The sequence below is a fragment of the Roseobacter sp. EG26 genome, assembly GCF_049830555.1.
Taxonomy (GTDB): Bacteria; Pseudomonadota; Alphaproteobacteria; order Rhodobacterales; family Rhodobacteraceae; genus Roseobacter.
The window spans coordinates 239,663-257,235 of the sequence record NZ_JBNBLH010000007.1 but is presented as its reverse complement, the minus strand read 5'-3'; the positions used below and the strand labels follow the sequence as shown (position 1 = coordinate 257,235).

At 51.7% G+C, this 17,573-nt stretch carries 21 protein-coding genes and 1 tRNA gene; 13 read left to right on the top strand and 9 right to left on the bottom strand.

The window, feature by feature from the left end:
- Nucleotides 1-10 precede the first annotated feature (10 nt).
- The gene (locus ACOTTU_RS17140) at nt 11-937 is read left to right on the top strand and encodes a DNA/RNA non-specific endonuclease (RefSeq protein ID WP_425659819.1); all 927 of its coding nucleotides are present in this window, start codon (nt 11-13) and stop codon (nt 935-937) included.
- A gap of 1,490 nt (nt 938-2,427) precedes the next feature.
- Here ACOTTU_RS17140 and ACOTTU_RS17135 read toward each other — a convergent pair.
- Both ACOTTU_RS17135 and ACOTTU_RS17130 read right to left on the bottom strand, forming a co-directional pair.
- The gene (locus ACOTTU_RS17135) at nt 2,428-3,048 is read right to left on the bottom strand and encodes a hypothetical protein (RefSeq protein WP_425659817.1); all 621 of its coding nucleotides are present in this window, start codon (nt 3,046-3,048) and stop codon (nt 2,428-2,430) included.
- Between the two features lie 43 nt (nt 3,049-3,091).
- Nucleotides 3,092-3,304 carry a hypothetical protein gene (locus ACOTTU_RS17130; protein WP_425659815.1) on the bottom strand — a complete coding sequence of 71 codons (213 nt, stop codon included), beginning with the start codon at nt 3,302-3,304 and terminating at the stop codon, nt 3,092-3,094.
- A 151-nt stretch (nt 3,305-3,455) separates the two neighbouring features.
- Here ACOTTU_RS17130 and ACOTTU_RS17125 point away from each other — a divergent pair, with 151 nt between their 5' ends.
- Nucleotides 3,456-4,481, top strand: a complete 1,026-nt coding sequence (locus ACOTTU_RS17125; protein WP_425659813.1) for a hypothetical protein — start codon at nt 3,456-3,458, stop codon at nt 4,479-4,481.
- 193 nt (nt 4,482-4,674) lie between these two features.
- Here the strand turns inward: ACOTTU_RS17125 and ACOTTU_RS17120 are convergent, their stop codons facing one another.
- The 4 genes from ACOTTU_RS17120 to ACOTTU_RS17105 form a co-directional block, all read right to left on the bottom strand.
- Nucleotides 4,675-5,223 (bottom strand): hypothetical protein, encoded by a 549-nt coding sequence (locus ACOTTU_RS17120; protein ID WP_425659812.1) that lies wholly within the window; start codon nt 5,221-5,223, stop codon nt 4,675-4,677.
- Between the two features lie 209 nt (nt 5,224-5,432).
- Complete coding sequence (locus ACOTTU_RS17115; protein ID WP_425659810.1) at nt 5,433-6,182, bottom strand: hypothetical protein; 750 nt, start codon at nt 6,180-6,182, stop codon at nt 5,433-5,435.
- A 20-nt stretch (nt 6,183-6,202) separates the two neighbouring features.
- The gene (locus ACOTTU_RS17110) at nt 6,203-7,303 is read right to left on the bottom strand and encodes an ROK family protein (RefSeq protein WP_425659808.1); all 1,101 of its coding nucleotides are present in this window, start codon (nt 7,301-7,303) and stop codon (nt 6,203-6,205) included.
- 52 nt (nt 7,304-7,355) lie between these two features.
- Complete coding sequence (locus tag ACOTTU_RS17105) at nt 7,356-7,919, bottom strand: recombinase family protein (RefSeq protein WP_425659806.1); 564 nt, start codon at nt 7,917-7,919, stop codon at nt 7,356-7,358.
- A 186-nt stretch (nt 7,920-8,105) separates the two neighbouring features.
- Here ACOTTU_RS17105 and ACOTTU_RS17100 point away from each other — a divergent pair, with 186 nt between their 5' ends.
- Both ACOTTU_RS17100 and ACOTTU_RS17095 read left to right on the top strand, forming a co-directional pair.
- Nucleotides 8,106-8,453, top strand: coding sequence for a hypothetical protein (locus ACOTTU_RS17100; protein WP_425659805.1), 348 nt, complete (start codon nt 8,106-8,108; stop codon nt 8,451-8,453).
- The gene (locus ACOTTU_RS17095; RefSeq protein ID WP_425659803.1) at nt 8,450-9,208 is read left to right on the top strand and encodes a hypothetical protein; all 759 of its coding nucleotides are present in this window, start codon (nt 8,450-8,452) and stop codon (nt 9,206-9,208) included. Before ACOTTU_RS17100 ends, ACOTTU_RS17095 begins: the two co-directional genes overlap by 4 nt.
- 55 nt (nt 9,209-9,263) lie before the next feature.
- On the opposite strand, the gene ACOTTU_RS17090 is transcribed toward ACOTTU_RS17095, so the two are convergent.
- Nucleotides 9,264-9,833, bottom strand: coding sequence for a YgjV family protein (locus tag ACOTTU_RS17090; protein ID WP_425659801.1), 570 nt, complete (start codon nt 9,831-9,833; stop codon nt 9,264-9,266).
- A 130-nt stretch (nt 9,834-9,963) separates the two neighbouring features.
- Here ACOTTU_RS17090 and ACOTTU_RS17085 point away from each other — a divergent pair, with 130 nt between their 5' ends.
- The 5 genes from ACOTTU_RS17085 to ACOTTU_RS17065 all read left to right on the top strand — a co-directional run bounded on the left by ACOTTU_RS17085 (nt 9,964) and on the right by ACOTTU_RS17065 (nt 14,305).
- Nucleotides 9,964-11,070 carry a hypothetical protein gene (locus ACOTTU_RS17085; RefSeq protein WP_425659799.1) on the top strand — a complete coding sequence of 369 codons (1,107 nt, stop codon included), beginning with the start codon at nt 9,964-9,966 and terminating at the stop codon, nt 11,068-11,070.
- Between the two features lie 379 nt (nt 11,071-11,449).
- Nucleotides 11,450-12,025, top strand: coding sequence for a hypothetical protein (locus ACOTTU_RS17080; RefSeq protein WP_425659797.1), 576 nt, complete (start codon nt 11,450-11,452; stop codon nt 12,023-12,025).
- Nucleotides 12,022-12,396, top strand: coding sequence for a hypothetical protein (locus tag ACOTTU_RS17075; RefSeq protein ID WP_425659796.1), 375 nt, complete (start codon nt 12,022-12,024; stop codon nt 12,394-12,396). The genes ACOTTU_RS17080 and ACOTTU_RS17075 overlap by 4 nt, the downstream gene beginning before the upstream one ends.
- The gene (locus tag ACOTTU_RS17070; protein WP_425659794.1) at nt 12,393-12,686 is read left to right on the top strand and encodes a hypothetical protein; all 294 of its coding nucleotides are present in this window, start codon (nt 12,393-12,395) and stop codon (nt 12,684-12,686) included. The genes ACOTTU_RS17075 and ACOTTU_RS17070 overlap by 4 nt, the downstream gene beginning before the upstream one ends.
- Nucleotides 12,683-14,305, top strand: coding sequence for a type IV secretory system conjugative DNA transfer family protein (locus tag ACOTTU_RS17065; protein WP_425659792.1), 1,623 nt, complete (start codon nt 12,683-12,685; stop codon nt 14,303-14,305). Before ACOTTU_RS17070 ends, ACOTTU_RS17065 begins: the two co-directional genes overlap by 4 nt.
- 5 nt (nt 14,306-14,310) lie before the next feature.
- Here ACOTTU_RS17065 and ACOTTU_RS17060 read toward each other — a convergent pair whose 3' ends face one another.
- Entirely contained in the window at nt 14,311-14,592 is a 282-nt protein-coding gene (locus ACOTTU_RS17060; protein WP_425659790.1) for a hypothetical protein, read from the bottom strand.
- On the opposite strand from ACOTTU_RS17060, the gene ACOTTU_RS17055 reads away from it, so the two are divergent.
- The 4 genes from ACOTTU_RS17055 to ACOTTU_RS17040 all read left to right on the top strand — a co-directional run bounded on the left by ACOTTU_RS17055 (nt 14,591) and on the right by ACOTTU_RS17040 (nt 17,496).
- Nucleotides 14,591-15,097, top strand: coding sequence for a hypothetical protein (locus ACOTTU_RS17055; protein WP_425659789.1), 507 nt, complete (start codon nt 14,591-14,593; stop codon nt 15,095-15,097). The two genes, ACOTTU_RS17060 and ACOTTU_RS17055, sit on opposite strands and share 2 nt — an antisense overlap.
- A gap of 334 nt (nt 15,098-15,431) precedes the next feature.
- Nucleotides 15,432-15,578 carry a hypothetical protein gene (locus ACOTTU_RS17050; protein ID WP_425659787.1) on the top strand — a complete coding sequence of 49 codons (147 nt, stop codon included), beginning with the start codon at nt 15,432-15,434 and terminating at the stop codon, nt 15,576-15,578.
- An 80-nt stretch (nt 15,579-15,658) separates the two neighbouring features.
- Nucleotides 15,659-15,958 carry a hypothetical protein gene (locus ACOTTU_RS17045; RefSeq protein ID WP_425659785.1) on the top strand — a complete coding sequence of 100 codons (300 nt, stop codon included), beginning with the start codon at nt 15,659-15,661 and terminating at the stop codon, nt 15,956-15,958.
- The gene (locus ACOTTU_RS17040) at nt 15,955-17,496 is read left to right on the top strand and encodes a recombinase family protein (protein WP_425659783.1); all 1,542 of its coding nucleotides are present in this window, start codon (nt 15,955-15,957) and stop codon (nt 17,494-17,496) included. The genes ACOTTU_RS17045 and ACOTTU_RS17040 overlap by 4 nt, the downstream gene beginning before the upstream one ends.
- On the opposite strand, the gene ACOTTU_RS17035 is transcribed toward ACOTTU_RS17040, so the two are convergent.
- Nucleotides 17,475-17,559, bottom strand: a tRNA-Leu gene (locus ACOTTU_RS17035). The genes ACOTTU_RS17040 and ACOTTU_RS17035 overlap by 22 nt on opposite strands.
- Nucleotides 17,560-17,573: the final 14 nt, after the last annotated feature.

The following is a 17,573-nucleotide window of genomic DNA, read 5'->3' as shown; positions in this document are numbered from 1 at the left end:
CATCGAGCCAATGCCGTATGATCCAAGTTTCATAAACGGAGTGTCCGTTCCACTACCGCAGCTGTCGGATGCCGTTATTGGCAGCGCGTTGGATGATGGCGGGTTTGTCCACCATTCAAGATTTTCCTTGGTCTTCAATCAAGACCGCGGATTTGCAGCCTGCGTCGCTCATAACGTAGACGGGCAAGCATTGCTCTCAGAACAACAAACCAGTCGAAGTTTTAAATTGGATCCCAAGATATTACCGAAAACTCTACAGGTCGGAAATAACAGGGGGTATAAGCACAACGATTGGGACCGAGGTCATATGGCCCGGAGAAAAAGCCTGTCTTGGGGCGACGAGGATGAAGCTGCTATTGCTGAACGCGAGAGTGATTTCTACTCAAACATTTGCCCGCAGCACGAAAACTTGCATGACGACGCATGGGGTGAAATCGAAGACTGGATGCTCGAACGCGCCATTGATGATGGTCGCGCATGCGTGTTTACAGGCCCGGTTTTTACCTCGAACGATCCAGAAATCATAAATCTACCGGGCCAAAGCCCGATTAAGATTCCGGCAGGCTTTTGGAAGATCATCGTGATTCGGGTTTCGGGTGATTTGCGAGCGGCTTCATTTCTGGTTTGGCAGAGGGATTATGATAGCTCGAGTCCTTTGTCGTTTTCACCGGTTTTGGAGCAAGTTCGCTTAACGACGATCGAAGTGCTAACCGGACTGATGTTTCCCGCGCTTCGCACATTTGATCCACTCTTGTTCGATGGCAATCAGGACTTAATCAGTGACAGTCTTGCTATGGCGCGAAGTTCTTCTGGAGTTGTTTTTGGGCGATCGTCGCCGCTTGAATTGACGGATGAAGCGCTGGTTCGAATTAATGGTCTTCACACCGCTTCAAAATCCGGAAGCAGTGTGTTTTCTCCGCACGATATCGTTATCTAGTTGCTTAGAGGTTGCTGGAAACGAGTGCTCAGCGGCGCTTCCCGGCCAAGAAACTGGTGTTGTTCAGCGACGACACACTGCCTTCGGACTCTCATCCTCCGAAACTTAGCAACTGCATTTTGAAGAAAAGCAGTCATTCAAACAGAAATGATCAGTCGCAACTAAGTCTGCACCCCAGCCCTCGGTCGTCGCTAGCACCGAGCGCGCGCGGCGAACGGCAGCTTTGACGCGCCTCGCCGCAGCATCTTGACCGTAGACTCAAGGTCGGCTTTGGGCCGCCTATCAACACGATTCAGCTGAAACAAAATCAAATTGAAAGGGCGATGATTAGGGCAGGACATATGCTGCAAAGGTGCCTGCACGGCTACTGGTTATAAAATCAAATGGATTCTTGGCGAGTGCGTCTGCGGACCCTGCAGCTTTCCCAATGAAAACGTCGATGTGATTTCCAGTAATGGCACCTCCAACGTCGTCGCACCTGAATTTTCCGTCGTGGACAGTTCCGTCCGGAAGTCGGACACCATCAGCATCTGGTATGTAGATGATTTGCCCAAATTTTGCATACCCACCGTTTAGCCATGGCGTCGAGTTCGACACTGTTCCCAAGTCACAGGCCAACGAAGTCATAGGTACGAGGGGATTGTTGGCGGACCCAACGCCAAATGGATGTTGGGAAACATCCCACCGCACACGTTCGCTTGGATTATGGCTGCAGTCCGCTTGCCGTGGGTTCCGAACACCAGCATAGTTGTAAACGGTATCTTCTATAGAGACAGTACCTTCAATCGCCGCCAGGCACCAGTTTTTCGGAGACAGGGATGGTCCAATGACATTGTTCCTCATATCTCTAAGTGGCACGGCTGAGGCGGTCGATGAAGCTGGTGCTTCAAGAACGTAATAGATCGTCGACCATAGTTCGACCTTGGTTGCAGCGGCCAAATCCATCTTTTCAACAGGTTGGTTTGAGAAACACCCGTCTATTATACACATTTCGACCGACTACTATTCTGCCAAACCTTACCTGAATTCAAGCCGGAGGGATGCAACGGGAGCGCGCAGCGAGCTCCCTTGCCAAGAGGTTTTGTAATACAAAACACAGCTTGCCTCACCAATTTTCACATGACCGGTTCGTCCAAGAATGCTGTCCAGTTTCGTGCAAAACCACTTGCCGGTGCGGCAGCACACAGCTTGCCTCACCAATTTTCACATGACCGGTTCGTCCAAGAATGCTGTCCAGTTTCGTGCAAAACCACTTGCCGGTGCGGCAGCACACAGCTCGCAGCCGGTGCTGATCATTCCTATCCGCAGGATCACGTCTGTCACCAAACTCGCCCAGCACACACGTTCCAGCCTGTGCTGCTTCCTCTTTTCAGAAAGATCAAGCTTCAATCTGCGTACTATCGAGCACACATGTTCCAGCCTGTGATTTCATCCCTTCCCAGAGCTAAGGTACGGCGAAAAACATTGTTATCGCAGGATCAATAGCTCGTTCACCCATCAAGACCATTTAGCCACCCCGAAAACCCCAACTCATTCAAAATATCACCTAATTGCTTTTGAATAACTCCATCCAAGAACGGAACCGCAGCTACAAATAGCTTTACCGCCGCCAAGAGTAACAACGCTCCCATTGCCAATTGTAAGGTTTGTGCAAAAGACTGAAGGAGAAAGTTAGTTAATAGCCAGATGGTGGAGCGCTCTTTAGGCTTGTGACCATTCGCTAACTCCTCCTTAATGATGCCGCGCGATTTGTGCACAAAAATCCCTGTGAGTTCGCCCAGAACCTCTTGGGTCGCATCCTTTTGAATTTTTTGAAGAAACTTTTGGGCTTTTTCGCAGTAATCTTTCAAATCGGAATCGCCCGCGATAGTACGTTTGGTTTGCTCGACCACTTCATCGTCAATTCGGCTTCCATCAATGAGATTTCGAGAAAGCGATATCTTCTTTTTTTTAGAATACGCAGTATAAGCGACACATGCGATTGCTTCGCGCGTAATCTCAGACTGGTCTGCGTAGTGATCATCCACGTAATCCAGCAGTCGAGTCAGTACGAGAGGGGAATTTTCAGATAGCGCACTTGCAGCGTCACGTAGCTCATGTTCTGCCGTCATTTCGACACCACGCCTCTGATCCTACTGAATGATAGACACGATACTAGGGATTGTAAGAAACTCCGAAATAACGCTTCCAGATTCGGTTCATCGCCTGAACCGCTTCACGGTTTATTTCTTCAACCTCTTTTTCGCTACCATCCCCATTATCGGTCAAGATATCCAAAGCTTCGTTCTCCGCTGAATCGAAACGATCTCCGGTGTGAGGTCGGGCGCGTTCAAATGCCTTCGCTGTCATAGTATCTTTATTTTTCATCAAAAATCGTAGCTCACCTCAGATGACAGAAGGAAGTCTGCCAGTCTAGACGAACTGTATTTAAGGTAGCTTAACTTGACATTCAACTCAACAAAAAGTTAACAAAGTTTTGAAACTTTGACGCTTATTTTGAAAGTTCCTGGGAGCGGAGATGACGGCCGCCAAAGATAGTAGCGCTGCAATCATGCCAGACCGGCTAATAGCGAAGCTATGTTTTTTGGCATGTAACGGCAAACTCGATGAAGTTGGCGAGCAACTAAAAAATCTATTGACCATGTACAACAAATTTAGGGGGCAAGATCTTGTGTCTAATTCTGCCATCGGCGGATGGTTTCCTCCAAATTCGTGGCGTCCGACTAGAGCAGAAGCAAGGGGTTTCATATACTTCTTCGTAAGGGAAAGAGTTATTTATGAGGACCTCTCAAATGATCAAAAAAAGGTATATCGACAGATACTTGACGGATTGGAACCAATTGCGCTGAACATATCTGCGGAAACAAAGATTAGCGATCCATCTCCTGGTGTGCATTATCAGAAGAATGGATCACTGGTTCTCCCAGCTCCTCAAAAGGATATGCGCGATGATTTTCTTCGCAGCTGGCAGGGTGTCTATGTTTCCTTCCGTAGAAGGCTTCTTAGCAGCCAAGATCAAGTCATCTCGCGGGAAGTGGTGCAGATTTCCCTCCACAGAAAGCACATACGATACCAGCATTGGCACCTCAAGGACGGCGAAACTCTCTCATTTTTTAGTGGTGGCGTTTGCATTACTAAGACAACTTCCTGGTTTGTGGGCGAGTCTAATGAAGAAAACAGACTTCGTGTATGTCAATTCAAAAACAACACCACGCAGAATCAGAACTTGAATCGGATTCGCTGGGGACTGATGCAGTCTGACATCCCGATTGATTCATCTCGCGATCCGGCAGCCGCTAGGATTGTTTGGATAAAGGAAAGCCAAGCCAACCTTAATTTGCCCAACCACATCAGCAAAACGGTTGGTTATGTCAGCCAAGCTGAGATTCAAACACGATTTAAGGACTTCCTTTTGCCAGCCATAAACAATGCGGGTTGTAGCGATGTGTTGGTTGATGGCACAGTTTTGCGTGACGGTCCCGATCCAATACTACGAGTCAACCAAGCTGCAGTTGAGAATTTTGCTCTTTCAAATTCAAGTTAGCCGTTCCTGATTGTCTTCAGGTCTAAACCTACTAGTTCAAACTGAGTCATAGAAATTTTGAGCTATTCTGAATCCTGTCTTTTGAGATGCTCAGGGGATGAGCATGGCGAACTGGCTCGAAATCGAGATTTGCTTCAAAGTCCCGAATTCGCAAAAAGCTAAGCTGCATGCTTTACGTAGCCAACCCCCTGCCCTACTTCAGGTCGTTTTTGGCCAGCCCGACTGCCGGAGTACGCAGGAATACATCGAGGCAGGAAAGTTTGCGGCGTGTAGGTTTCTGAGGTCGGGAAAATTCTCCATCATTTATGTGGGTAGAACGAAGATCATCAACCAATTTCACCCGCCCATCTTTGTCAGGATTGAGGCAGTTTTTGATCCAAGCATAATTTAGATGGACGAACGCACTCCCTTCGGAATGATAGGTACCGCCTTGTCTTTGGTATTCATCTATTCGTTTCCAAGACAAGTCTACTATAGTTCTGCCCGTAACGACAGGACGGTCAGTCGATTTGAGATTAACACTGTTTGAACGAAGCTGCCTGGCAATTTCATTGATGTTTTCAATTTGCTTGGCGAGTTCTGCTGAATGAATAGCAGAACTGTAGTAAGCGTCATCGTGGATTTGAATTGGCCGTTCAAATGATGGGTTTTTTCGACCGGTAGATCTATTTCTCTCCACCGTCACGCAGGGATGACAAACCAAGCGTCGGCACTCTATGCAGTGTTTTCTAACTCGGGCCATGGCAACCACCCGAACAAAGACCGTCTTCGTCGTTGCGACGAGTCCAGATCCGACGCTTTGTATGTGCTGTAGAATTACTCGTGAGGTTCGTGCTTTTTTTGGAATACTTCATCGTTAGGTCCCTCCAATTGACGCGCAACAACTAAAAGCTGTACGCAATTTGATCATACACTTTTTGAAAGATTATGTAAACTTATGATATTAAATTCCTACATATCGATTTCAGGATTTCGCACAATGGCTGAGGTGACAGCAACAAGATCAGAGATGTCAAAATCATCAATATGCTCACGAAGAACATTGACGATCTTCCTCACTCGGTTTTCAGAAATGTCGGATTTGCTTGGAAGCGCCAAGTCATCCTCTGGGTGTCTGTGCGGACTGATCCACTGCGCGTATGCATTGTACAACATCCCATCCAAAGATCGTAGCGCTGGACTGGTCAGGAGCAGGTGCTCAGGCGGATCATAGTCCTCAGTCCGCAACCATTGAGAGTAGTGCTGCTCAATCCACTGGACCGGTGTGAGACCGCGCTTGCTCTCTCGTTCAGACCAGAGAACTGGTGCTTTTGTAGGCAGTGGCGGAACTGTATTTTCCATTTCCCGCACGAGCAAAACTCGCTCAAGAACGGGCGAAAGTGCCTTTGATGATGCCAAAAAATCTTCAAGAAGGAAAAGGCGCATTTCATCAAACTCAGAAATTGTGTCATTCAAAATCTTTGTTCTTTCGCCCTTTGATTTGGGCGGGCACCAAGGCTGGTCAATGTGTCTTTTCAATGGGGTATATTGATACCCCAAAAAACTTTGCCTTGGCAAGTGCTTTTTATCTTGATAGTCGTTAAGTCTCCAAATGCCGATACCTGTTTTGTGACCCAAATGTTCTTCGGAACATTGGTCTGGATATAGCAGACGTGTTTCCCGTTTAGTTTCCGTTTTCTTATGGTTCGTGATTTTCCGCATCTTGGCAATCTCTTTCAGATCTATGGATTCGCTCTTCTCCAGCGCGTCGTGCGCTTGCGAAACGCTGCTAGGATCAGCGCTCCTAAGACACCAGGTTTGCCCGGTTCTTCGTTGGGACCGTAGCGATCCGGAATGATATATTTCTGCGATGCCGCGTATCCTTCTTCAGGATAGCTGGCTCGATTGACAAGCTCGTCAAAAGCCTTTCTTGTTTTGTCAAGAAGTCCTTTGACACTCATTACGCGGCCGCCGAGAACGATTTGGTTCGGAGCAGATACGGCTGTGATCACCCAACATAAGTGCGCCAAATAGTGTGCTTGCCGGTCCCAAACAAAATGACCAACTTTCTCACAAACAGTATCGAACGGTGCATCCGCCACTCGTTCCAACGCGGCTAAACTTGCACAAGATTCAATTGTTGCTGGATCGCTGACGCGCCATGGATCACCCAAATCCAATCTTTGGTGTTTCTGCCATCTCGGAACATAGACTTGACCGATTTCGCTATGGTAGGTCCCTATTGAGGGTTCGACATCTGAGACGATTGCGCCTCCAATACCCATTGATACTTTTACATATGCAATGACTTGGTCTCGACCATCATGATTGAAGGAAACGTCTTGCTTCCATTTTCCACCGTTGGAAAACACCGCAAACTTGTGACCAAGTGCCGCACATCCAACATCAGTTTCAATGGTAATGCTCGGGAGGCTTGAGTGCGAATGGTTAGACGTCAGCTTCGCGATTGCGCCCTCAAGCTCCTTTCGAATATTGCAACCTTCAAAAAGTCGCCCCATGCCATCACCAACAAGTTGTCCATAGTTTGAATGGCTTGCATCACGTGTTTCAAAAGGTCCGTACACACCAACACAAATTGCATTCACGTTGGGACATAATTGCAGAATTTGATCTGCAATTGCCGCAAACACATCTCCTGGGTTCGAGAACTGATCAAGATGAATCCGCTCTGGACGCCATTCGACCTCATCAGCATCATACCAGCTGATTTTGATGTCTCTCGAACTCCGCACTTCTGGCTCTAAGTCCAGTCCGCACAAAACATCGACAAAACTGCTTGAAATGTATACCCCAGCAAGGTCGGGGTGACCGCGATGCGCCATCGATCTTTCTCCAAATTTCTGACCGATCTATCGCTGCGACATTCGATCTGCTTCAGGGGTGCGCCTGATGCCTTTTGATGGCTCTTGAAATACTCGATGGAGCCATACCATAGAGATCACCGAGCGCGGTCAACGTCATCGTACGAGTCTCGATCTTTTTTGTGATAAAGCAAATGTCTTTCTTTGACAACTTTTCCGGTCTCCCAAGGCGCTTACCTCTCACTCTTGCGGCGGCGAGACCTTCCTTTGTTCGTTGGCTTGCAAGTTCGCGTTCAAATTGGGCAATTGAAGCGATGACTGTATAAATCAACATTCCACTAGGGGTGTTGGTATCAATGTTTAAATTGACGATCTTTAGTGAGACGTCGCGCTGCCGGAGGTTTTCGATTGTTTGAACTGCATCGACGACACTTCGGAAGGCACGGTCTAAGTCCAGAATGATTAGTTCAGATCCTGGCTCCAAACTCTTCAAGACCAATTCGAAAATTGGGCGCTTTAAGGTCGCAGCCGATGCTTTCTCCACATGCAATTCATCACAATGTTTGCTGAGAGCATCGACCTGCCGGTCTGGTCTTTGCTCAACAGTGGAGACGCGCAGATACCCAATCTTCTTCATGAAACTCCTCAATCATCAAAACAACTTCCGCACGCAAGCGTAACCAAATTGACCCTTTCTGTGCGTTTGCCGGAATCCGATTGTCTTGCCACCCCATGTGGCGAAAATCTCAAGTTTTCCGGTTATAAATACATCATACCTTAATTCACAGCGTGTTACAAATTTATGCAACAAAAACCGTCGTTTATGTTGAACAGGGTAGAGAGTATCAGGCGCGGGATGGAAGTACTGGCGTGCAGTCTTGCCCTAATATCTCCTTCGTCAGCGACCGCCACAGAACTTACCGCCGGTTACGTCGCCCTTGAGATGGCACCTGACGCCCGCTTTCCGTTTATTTCCGGCATTGTCGAAGGGATTGCGCAAGTGCGTGTTCGCAGTGACGACGGTGAAACAGAAATGACAGGCTGCATCTATCACTGGTTTTACGAAGAGGAAAAGTCCTACGACATTATTCTGGCGGCCTTTGCGAAGTTTCAGGATCGCGCACCGGGTGCAGTCGTAGATGCGTTGATCCGCAGGAGGTGTGGTGCATGATGACAGATTTTGAAACAGCGCTGGACATGGCCCGAAGCGTCAAGTCGGACGTTGCCGACAAGCTGCGCGAGGAAGGGTTTCGTCGCCAAGGCGAGCGGATAGAAAAACGCGCCGAGAAGACCAGAGACGAGCAGGCTGAAACCTCACATCTGCTGACGGCGATCCTGGCCAGTGGTGACACGAAATACGCGGCCCGCCTCAAGGAATTGAATGATCGCATTGGCCTGCACCACAATGCCGCAATCGAGGCACTTCTGGAAAATCAGGAACGGCTGGATGCGGTTCAACTTCGCGTCGACCAGCTGCTCTCAGAAGCATATGTCCTCCCCGACGGACGCCGGGTCTTTAAATCTCAAGACGGTATTCGGGTCGAAGATGAGTTCGGCGTCGTCGTCACGGAAAGTGAACTAGATCCAAATTCGATTGAAGACTACAGGCCGACATTGGAAGTCTGGGAAGCCACGTGGGAAGAAAAACAAACTCTGAACAAAGAGCGTGAGGAATTGATCGCGTATCAAAACAATCTGGATCAGGCGCAAACACTGATTGATCAAGGCGGCCTCAGCGACGATGACTTTGCCGATCTTGACGATCTGATGACAAGTAATGTGCCAGACGCGGTGCGCTCCCGTCTTCCGGGGTCTGATCCAGCCTATCGTGCTGAGAGCCGACAAGCAGAGGCTCGGAATGACAGCTTTGAATTGGACGGATTTGACACTGGTGACCCAAAATCTTCGCGCTTCGGCTTGAAGTAGCCCAATGCACTGCACTCCGCGTCCCTTAGTTACATGTCACAAAGGAAACGCGCGATCACTGGCCCTCCGAGCTTCTCTCACTGGACATAATCTGTCCGATTTTTATCAGATGGTAGATCAGAAAAATGGTCTCTGAGAGCATCGCAACGGGGCTTTCAATCATGACATTGTATGTGAGCCAAAGTCCGGTGGTGACCACCATGAAGCCGCGCACGACAAGAACATCCTGGAAAAAATTCCCAATCGTTCCCGTCAGAAAGGCCAGTTTCGACAATACTGAGCTGTCCAATGTTTGGGTGGCCCAGGAATAAATAATGCCGACGCAAATGAATATCAGCGGGCCCAACAAACTCCAAAAAGACGTGTCGGAAAGCAGAGATGCTGCGAAGAAGCGGGCCGCTGTGATCAAGGCTGCTCCCGCTCCGATTGGCTCGGACAACAGGAATAGATGAATGGTGTTTGCCAGAGCAGAATAGCACCACCGGCGCAGCATGACATTCCTTGGCATCGTATTGATGGCCCAGATCCCAAGCGCAAACGCCAGAAATGAAAATACTTGCGACATCACCCATTGACCGCCCAGCAAACAGATTGCATCGGATATGGTGCAAAGGATTTCGTCCACAGCCGCCTCCGGTTGATCGACGCAATTCCGCGTTGGACATTGGATACTCTTGGTATTCCGCCCGCTAAACGCCCAGTTCATCACCGCGAGCCTGTCACCTTTGAAGCATCACTTCAAAGGAGAAAACGACATGAAAAAATCTTCCAAGAACGGACGCGATGACACCAGACCACTGAAACGAGTGCCCAAAAAGGTGGGCCTGCCCTATGATCAACGGTTATTGATTTTGGGTCCGCTTATCTCTGCATTGCTGGCAGCCCTGGCAATCCCGGATCTGATAGGTGCTGAGACCGCATTTGACTACGTAAAGGCAATTCTCATCGCGATCTCAGCGGGTTGTATTGCCTACGGTATCAATCGACTCGCAATTGAGCGCGGTGCAATGCACACGGCAATTGGTACGCCAATGGCAGGGATTGTAAGCCTTGGCTCCATCCTTGTTGTCGGCATCGGTCTCTATGCGGCAACCTTCGGCGGCCTCGTCAAAGATGCGACCGACATTCTGCGCTACGAACAATTTGCGCAAAAGATGAGCGTCTACGTCGATGATAACGTTCGATCCGCGCAGACCTCCGCGCAGGTCATGCCCGTCATCGGCGCAATCGTTTCTGATCTCTCCGCCAAGGAAGCTTGCGAGCGTGACAGTGGTTGCCTTGGTCCCAGCAATGTCGGTGGCACAGGGCCGACATATCGCGCCGTGAGCGGCAAACGGCAGCAGGCTGAGGCCATCTCTGCCGCTGTTTTGGAGCTGCAGAAAACCCGCAACACCGCAGCGGCGCGCCTCGCAGGGTTGCTTTCCGAGATGCACAGCATCATCGGCAACGATGATCTCAGCGGCGCGGAGCAGCGAGAGCAGTTGCAGGATGTTGCAGCTGAGATCGGTCAAACGATCAGCAGGCTGAAAGAGGCCGTACCGACGGCGCTGATTGCGTCTTACGCGGAAGATCTGCGTCAGGGGGTGCTGGTGCCGCGCAATGAAGAAGCGTCCCAGAACCTGACGGATATCCTGCGAGGTCACGCCAGAACCCTGTCAGCCGTTCTGAATGCGGCTGAAACACAGGCGGGAACACCGCCGGCATTTCCGGCCAAAACCGGTATATCGGACACGTTCTCCTACATCTTGTTTTTCCTGCCGTTGGCGCTGATCATCCTCGTGGTGGAGCTCGTGTTCCCCAGCGTACTTTTTTGCTACACCGTGTTTGCTTTCAAGCAGCGGGTGACGCGCGAAGAGGACTGATCTGCCGCCTTCAAACACTGCTTAAAGCGCCCGCATCTCACCTATGCGGGCGCTTTTCCGCGGTTAGGTTTCGGGAACCGAAACCCACAAATGCTCAGGTGTCCCCATATCGAAACGAAGAGTTGGTCGGTGGCAACCTACATCAAGCGGCCAAACACATCTTCGGGTCAAAACCGACCACGCCGCTCCGGTCAGGTGAAGAAACATTCCCTACCCGGACGTCTGGAGCAGTGCGCGGTTTCGTCGGGCACCCAGTTTGACGCACCCGATTTACACAAAACCGCCCGGATATCGCCCAGGGGTCTGTCTGGCCCCCGCTAAAGCGGGGGTGTGGGATGTCCCACGATATTTTGAACCTCAAACAGAAAGGACGAAGAAGATGTCTTTTGATACATCAGGACTGCCGGTGACAGGCGGTGTGTTGCTGGCGGCGGCGGTTGTGGTCTGCACAAGTGTTGTCACAGGCCAGGAAATGGCCCGGCGGCAGATTGATCTGTCGGGATGGGATACGCAGTGTCCGGTTGAATTGGTCGCAAACGCCCGTGCGGATCTGCAGGCCAAGCGCAAGCCGCGCGAGATCGTTCCAGAGAAACGTTGCAGTTCCGAAGCAGACAAGCTGATTTTTCTGCCGCGGGAGTATCGCGACCTTGGCGTGGCGATCTGTGACCAATTTGGAGATCCCGATATCAACGGCGCAGCGCGGGAAGCAGAAGATGCGATGCGCTATCGCCTTGATGCGCTGGAGGCACAGCGCATTGCACGTATCAAGGCAAAATCCGGATCGCAGTGCGCCTGCGCCAAGAGTGAATATCTGCAAAGGAGCCTGATCCAGAATGCGGTTCAAGCGGCGACAGTCCGTGTCGTTGCCTTGCCAATGGTGGCCAATCGCAAGCAAGAACTCAAAACCGCGTTGCACAGCACTGCCTGCGCGGCATTGGCGGAGGACATCCAATGACCTTCGGCAAGTTCAGAATTACCCCGCATGCGGTCGAGACCCCGCAGAACAGCTACCGCATCGAGCTCTTGAGCGTTGTATCTGTCCGACGGCCTTTTCTGCCGTTGGGCGTTATCGCTCTCTTTGGCGGCGCGGCTTTTGCCTGGCGGTTCCAGGATTTGCTTTATCCGCATGAGCTTCTCGCCATGGCGGTGGTGATTCCACTGCTGGCAATGGTCGGGGTTGCGCTCGGGCACATGCAGTTCCTGAGCCGGGATCTGCGCGGCACGCCGCAGACTGGGGCCGTGTGGGGCACAGCGCCGCATCTCAATCGCCTGCGACGCCAGATTATGCGCGCACGCGATGAAATCCAAACGGAGCCTCAGACATGAGCGGCGGCGGGTTCATGAATGCTCTGGCATTTCTGGGCAACGGGGTGGCGGCACTCGCCACCTTCGTTGCCTTTCCGCATGTCTATGACTGGAGTTGGGGATGGCTTCTGACACATGTTCTCGGCGGCTACAGCGCGCAAATGCAAAGCTGGGCGCCCTGGGTCTGGAGCGGCATCCTGATCTGGGTGCTCTTTGCCCTGACTAAAACCGGCTTTCTGCTTCTTTTGTCACTCGGCGGGATCATCGCCATCGTCAAGCTATTCTTTCGCAATCGCGAGGATGATGAATGATGTCCAGATCCTCCAAGCGAGATAAAAAACGGTTCGGTTCGGCCCGGTTTTCCTTTGAAGCTGAATTGGAAGCGGCGGGTTGGTTCGACTACGCCGACGACGCGATTTATTGCGGCAAAGCCTTCGGGCGCAGGCTTTGGTACAAAGGTCCCGGCGGCGTAACAATCGTGGCCGGTGCCAGATCAGGCAAATTGGCTGGGCTGCTTGGATACACCATTTGCCAGGGCATTCTCAGCGCGGAAACAATCGTCGCCATCGATATCAAATGCGAACTGGCAGCCATCAGTCAGGATCAGACAGGGGATAAAAAGCACTGCATCTACTGGAACCCACAAGGTAAATTTGGTCTTCCCCAGCACCGAATAAACCCTGTGGGCAATCTGCGATGGTCAAGCACATCTCTAATCTCTGACCTGAAACACTATCTCGCAGGGTTGCTGCCGGAAACCGGTGCGGGCAATGCCAAGTATTTTGAGCTTACTGCGCGCCGCGTCGGCGAAGGACTGGCGCTCAGCCTGATAGAAGCTGTCGGCGTGCTGACCCTGCCGGAACTCTATTATTGCATCTTGGCGCTGCAGGCAGGCGGCAAGGCATGGAAGCCCTATGCTGCAGAAATGCGCTCATCCTCTCATATCGAAGTGCGCACACTGGCTGAAGAAATCGAAGGTGCACGCACAGACACCAGCGGTGGTTGGAAAGGCGTGCTGGGTGAGTTGGGCGCGGCCTTCAATTGTCTGTCCGATCCGCAATTGCGCCGCAGCATTTCGGCCCCGTTTGATTTTCGATTGGAAGACATCACCGCAGACGACCAAAAGTTCCAACTTTATTTGATGTGCCCGGAAGACATGGTTGCGCTTTGGGCGCCCGTCCTGAAAAGCTACATGACAACCATACGCACTCTGAAGGCAAAAGCTCCCGAAGCCCCGCGTCAGACCTGGATCATTGACGAGGCGGCCCGCTTCGAAAACTACCCGGAAATCGCCGATCTTTTTACAATTGGAGCGGGAATCGGCATCCGACCCATCGCGGTGTTTCAGGACATCAGTCAGATGAATGACCTCGCGCCCAATGCGCAGCGCAAGATCTTCTCATCGGCGCAGGTGCAGCTCTACTTTGGCATCCGCGATCTGGACAGCGCGGAACACGTCTCCAAACTGCTGGGCGAAGAGACGTTGGAATATGATGATCCACTCGACCAAGGGCGCGCGTCTGTCGAGCTCTGGCGCTTGCTAGGCTCTTTTCTGAACGGCACCAGCCTGAACGGCATTCTCTTCGGGTTGCGGCAAAAGCACTACGAGACCCGGCACCTCAGCCAGCAAAGCCGCATGCTGGAGACCGCCGATGAAGTGCTGAACATGGCCCCGCAAGACATGCGGATGATCGCAGACGGTTTGCATCCGACCAAAGGGTTTCTGCCGTTCTACTTCACTCAAAGATGGATGGACGGACGATATCTGCCGAACCACTACCATCCGCCGATAGACAAGGTGCTTGTCATGACGCGACGAGGACCGAGATACCGCCCCGTTGTCGCCCGCAAAGTGCCCGAGACGTTCAAGGATTACCCGCAATATGCCAGCGGTACCGGACTTTTTGTCGGAAAGGGAATTGTGCGATGAACCAACTATTTGCGAGTGATCTTACCCTTGATCAAAGCATCTTTGTCGAGATCGGGAAAGCGCGCCTCAAACTCGGTGCGCAGGGTCTTGGCGTCGTCCTCCATCAGATAGCTGTGCTTGTAGAGCGGCACCGGTCCCCCCTTCATCGCCGCCTCGGTGCTGAGCTGACGCAGAATGAAGGTGACCGTCTCGTGGTCCAGGCCAGCAAGCAACACGGCATCAGAGCGTGCGCTGATGTCGTGCAGAAAATCATTTTGAAGTTTGTGTAAATCAGGGGGTTCTAACATGTCGTTCTCCGATGAAATTGATGATGAAAACAAAGACACCATTCTACCTGACTTCGATGACGGCACGCAAATTTGTGATACCGAGAAGCTGCGCCAGCAAATTGCGGCGATAAAGGATGAAGAACAGCGTCAGATCTGCCAAGCGCGGTTCTCAAGTGCCGAAGAGCATATCGAACTCTCCAACCGGCAATACGGGCTTGAGGAAAGCTGGTACATCGACAAGCACCTGAAGCTGGAGCCCTCTTTGGACCTCACCCCGTTGCCGGATGAGCGAACATATGATGAGCGCGTCCAGCAGCTCAAACACGGCTTCGCGCAAACCGAGCGCGCAATAGATCTCCGCGAGTCAGCTGAGGCGCGCACCGAACAACTTTGGTCAAATCTACAGATCTTCGTTGAGACCTTCACGCTTGAAGGCACCCGCACATCGCCTGGGGTTGATCGCGACCAGGACAAATCACAAGACCGTCTGAGTCAGACGTTCCACAACATGACGCGGCACTAGTGGGGCATGTAACCCATTATGGAAAAACAATATTCCTTGAGAATTTATTCCTATCTGTGATATGTTCTATGTTTGTTCTTTCGTGCGCATGGGGGTGGCACGGAAGAACATCCTCTTCAACCCACCCCGCAAAAAGGAGATCCACATGGATCAAAACAGACCAATCGAAACACTAAGAGATGGCAAATTGAAAATCGCTGTTTGGGAGAACACTAGTTCTAAGGGTGAGACCTATTACACGATGACGCCATCTAAACTCCATGAAGACAAGGATGGGCGCTTGCAAGATAGGCACTCGTTTTCACTTGGAGACGTTTCAAGATTAAAAGATCTGATGGCCGACGCTCGCGTTGTGATCAAAGCGCATGACCGCGAATTGTCGCTGGACCGAAACCAGGATCAGGCACCGTCCCGGGAGGGACGGCAGGATCGGTTTCAGGGGCGGTCTGAAGACCGCTCTGGCCCGGGCATGGAACGCTGAGCTGTGAGCACGGCAAGACGGGCGGTTTCTTCACAGAGCCGCCCGTATTTTTCCGATAAAAACGACGAAAGGACGTTGCCATGAAAGAAAAGGACAAGATCCCGCCCCCGTCCGCAAACGATCCTGATGCGCTTGTTGCGCGCTACGGCCACCTGCTGGACCCCGAAGTGCGTGTGCCGCAGCAACCAATCGTTCTGGCCGCTCTTTGCCTCATAATGCAGGGCTTTGTCGATCTGGGCCTTGACGTCGAGGTCGGGAAAAAACTGCACAAAAACAGTGATATCGGCATGGATGATGTGCTATACTATATCTGCCGCGAAGAGACAGCGCCTGAAACAGTGGCTCCCCCAGAATCCCGAAATGGAAAGGAGCCGATATGAGTACAACGTCCCCCCAACGAGCCGTCATTTACTGCCGCGTCAGTTCACGTGCGCAGGAGACCGAAGGCCATGGGCTGCAAAGCCAGGAGACCCGATGTCGGCAATATGCCGACAGCAAGGGCTACGCCATCGCTGCCGTCTTCCCGGATACCTTCACCGGTGGCGGTGACTTCATGCAGCGCCCCGGTATGGTGGCGTTGCTGTCTTTTCTGGATGCCCAGCCGGAACAGAACTTCGTGGTTATCTTCGATGATCTCAAACGCTTTGCGCGCGATACGAGGTTCCATCTGGACTTGCGGGACGCGTTCCGCACACGTGACGCGTCAATCGAATGTCTGAACTTTCGTTTTGACGACAGCCCCGAGGGTGAGTTCGTCGAAACCATCATGGCGGCACAGGGTGCGCTTGAGCGCAAACAAAACGGACGACAGGTCGCGCAGAAAATGAAAGCGCGCATGCAGAACGGCTATTGGATTCACAATCCGCCCATTGGCTATCGCTATGATACGCTCAAAGGCCATGGCAAGCTTCTGGTGCCGAATCCGCCCTTCGACGCTGTCATCCGCGAGGCCTTTGACGGCTATGCCTCCGGTCGATTCCAAGCCCAAGCTGAGGTAAAACGCTTCTTCGAGGGCTTCCCCGATTTCCCGCGCAACAAGCACGGTGTCATTACGCAGCAACGTGTCACCGACATCCTCACGCAACCGGTCTATACCGGCCATATCTGTTCCAAGAACTACGATATCAATTGGCTGAAAGCACAGCATGAAGCGCTTGTGCCACTGGACATCTTCGACAAGGTGCAAGAACGCAGAAGAGGTACCGCCAAAGCACCCAGGCGCGCCAATATAGGGAACGAATTTGCTTTGCGCGGTATCGTTACCTGCGGTAGCTGCAATGTGCCGCTGCGCTCCTCCCTTTCAAAGGGACGGTCAAAACACTACGCCTACTATCTTTGCCAAACGAAGACCTGTGATCACTACGGCAAATCCATCAAGCGTGACAAGATTGAGGATGAAGTGGGCGCATTACTTAAAGAACTCCAGCCGACAGAGGGCTTGATGGCCGCTGCCCGCGCGATGTTCCATGACATCTGGAACGCACGAACTGAGCGGGTGAAAGAGATAAAGCACTCGGCCAAGATGACGCTTCGCAGACTGGAAAAACAAAAAAACGGGCTCGTGGACCGCCTAGTCTCAGCGACAGATCATGCCGTTATCTGCGCGTATGAAGAAAAACTGAGCGAAATCCAGTGCGATCAGGCGCGTTTGCGTGACAGAATTGAAAATCAGCAGCTTCCGGCGGGCAGTTTCGACGAAAAACTAGAACCGGCTCTGACATTCCTCGCAAACCCTTGGAAGCTATGGGAAAGTGGTCACACCGCAATGCGCCGACTGGTGCTCAAACTGGTCTTCGCAGACCGCATCACCTACCATCGGAATCAGGGACCTAGAACCGCTGAAATTGCGTTACCGTTCAAAGCTTTAGGGGTGGTTTCGACTCCGGGAGTCTTTTGTGGTGCGGGTGAAGGGACTTGAACCCCCACGCCTTGCGGCGCCAGAACCTAAATCTGGTGCGTCTACCAATTCCGCCACACCCGCACGGCCCGGCGTAC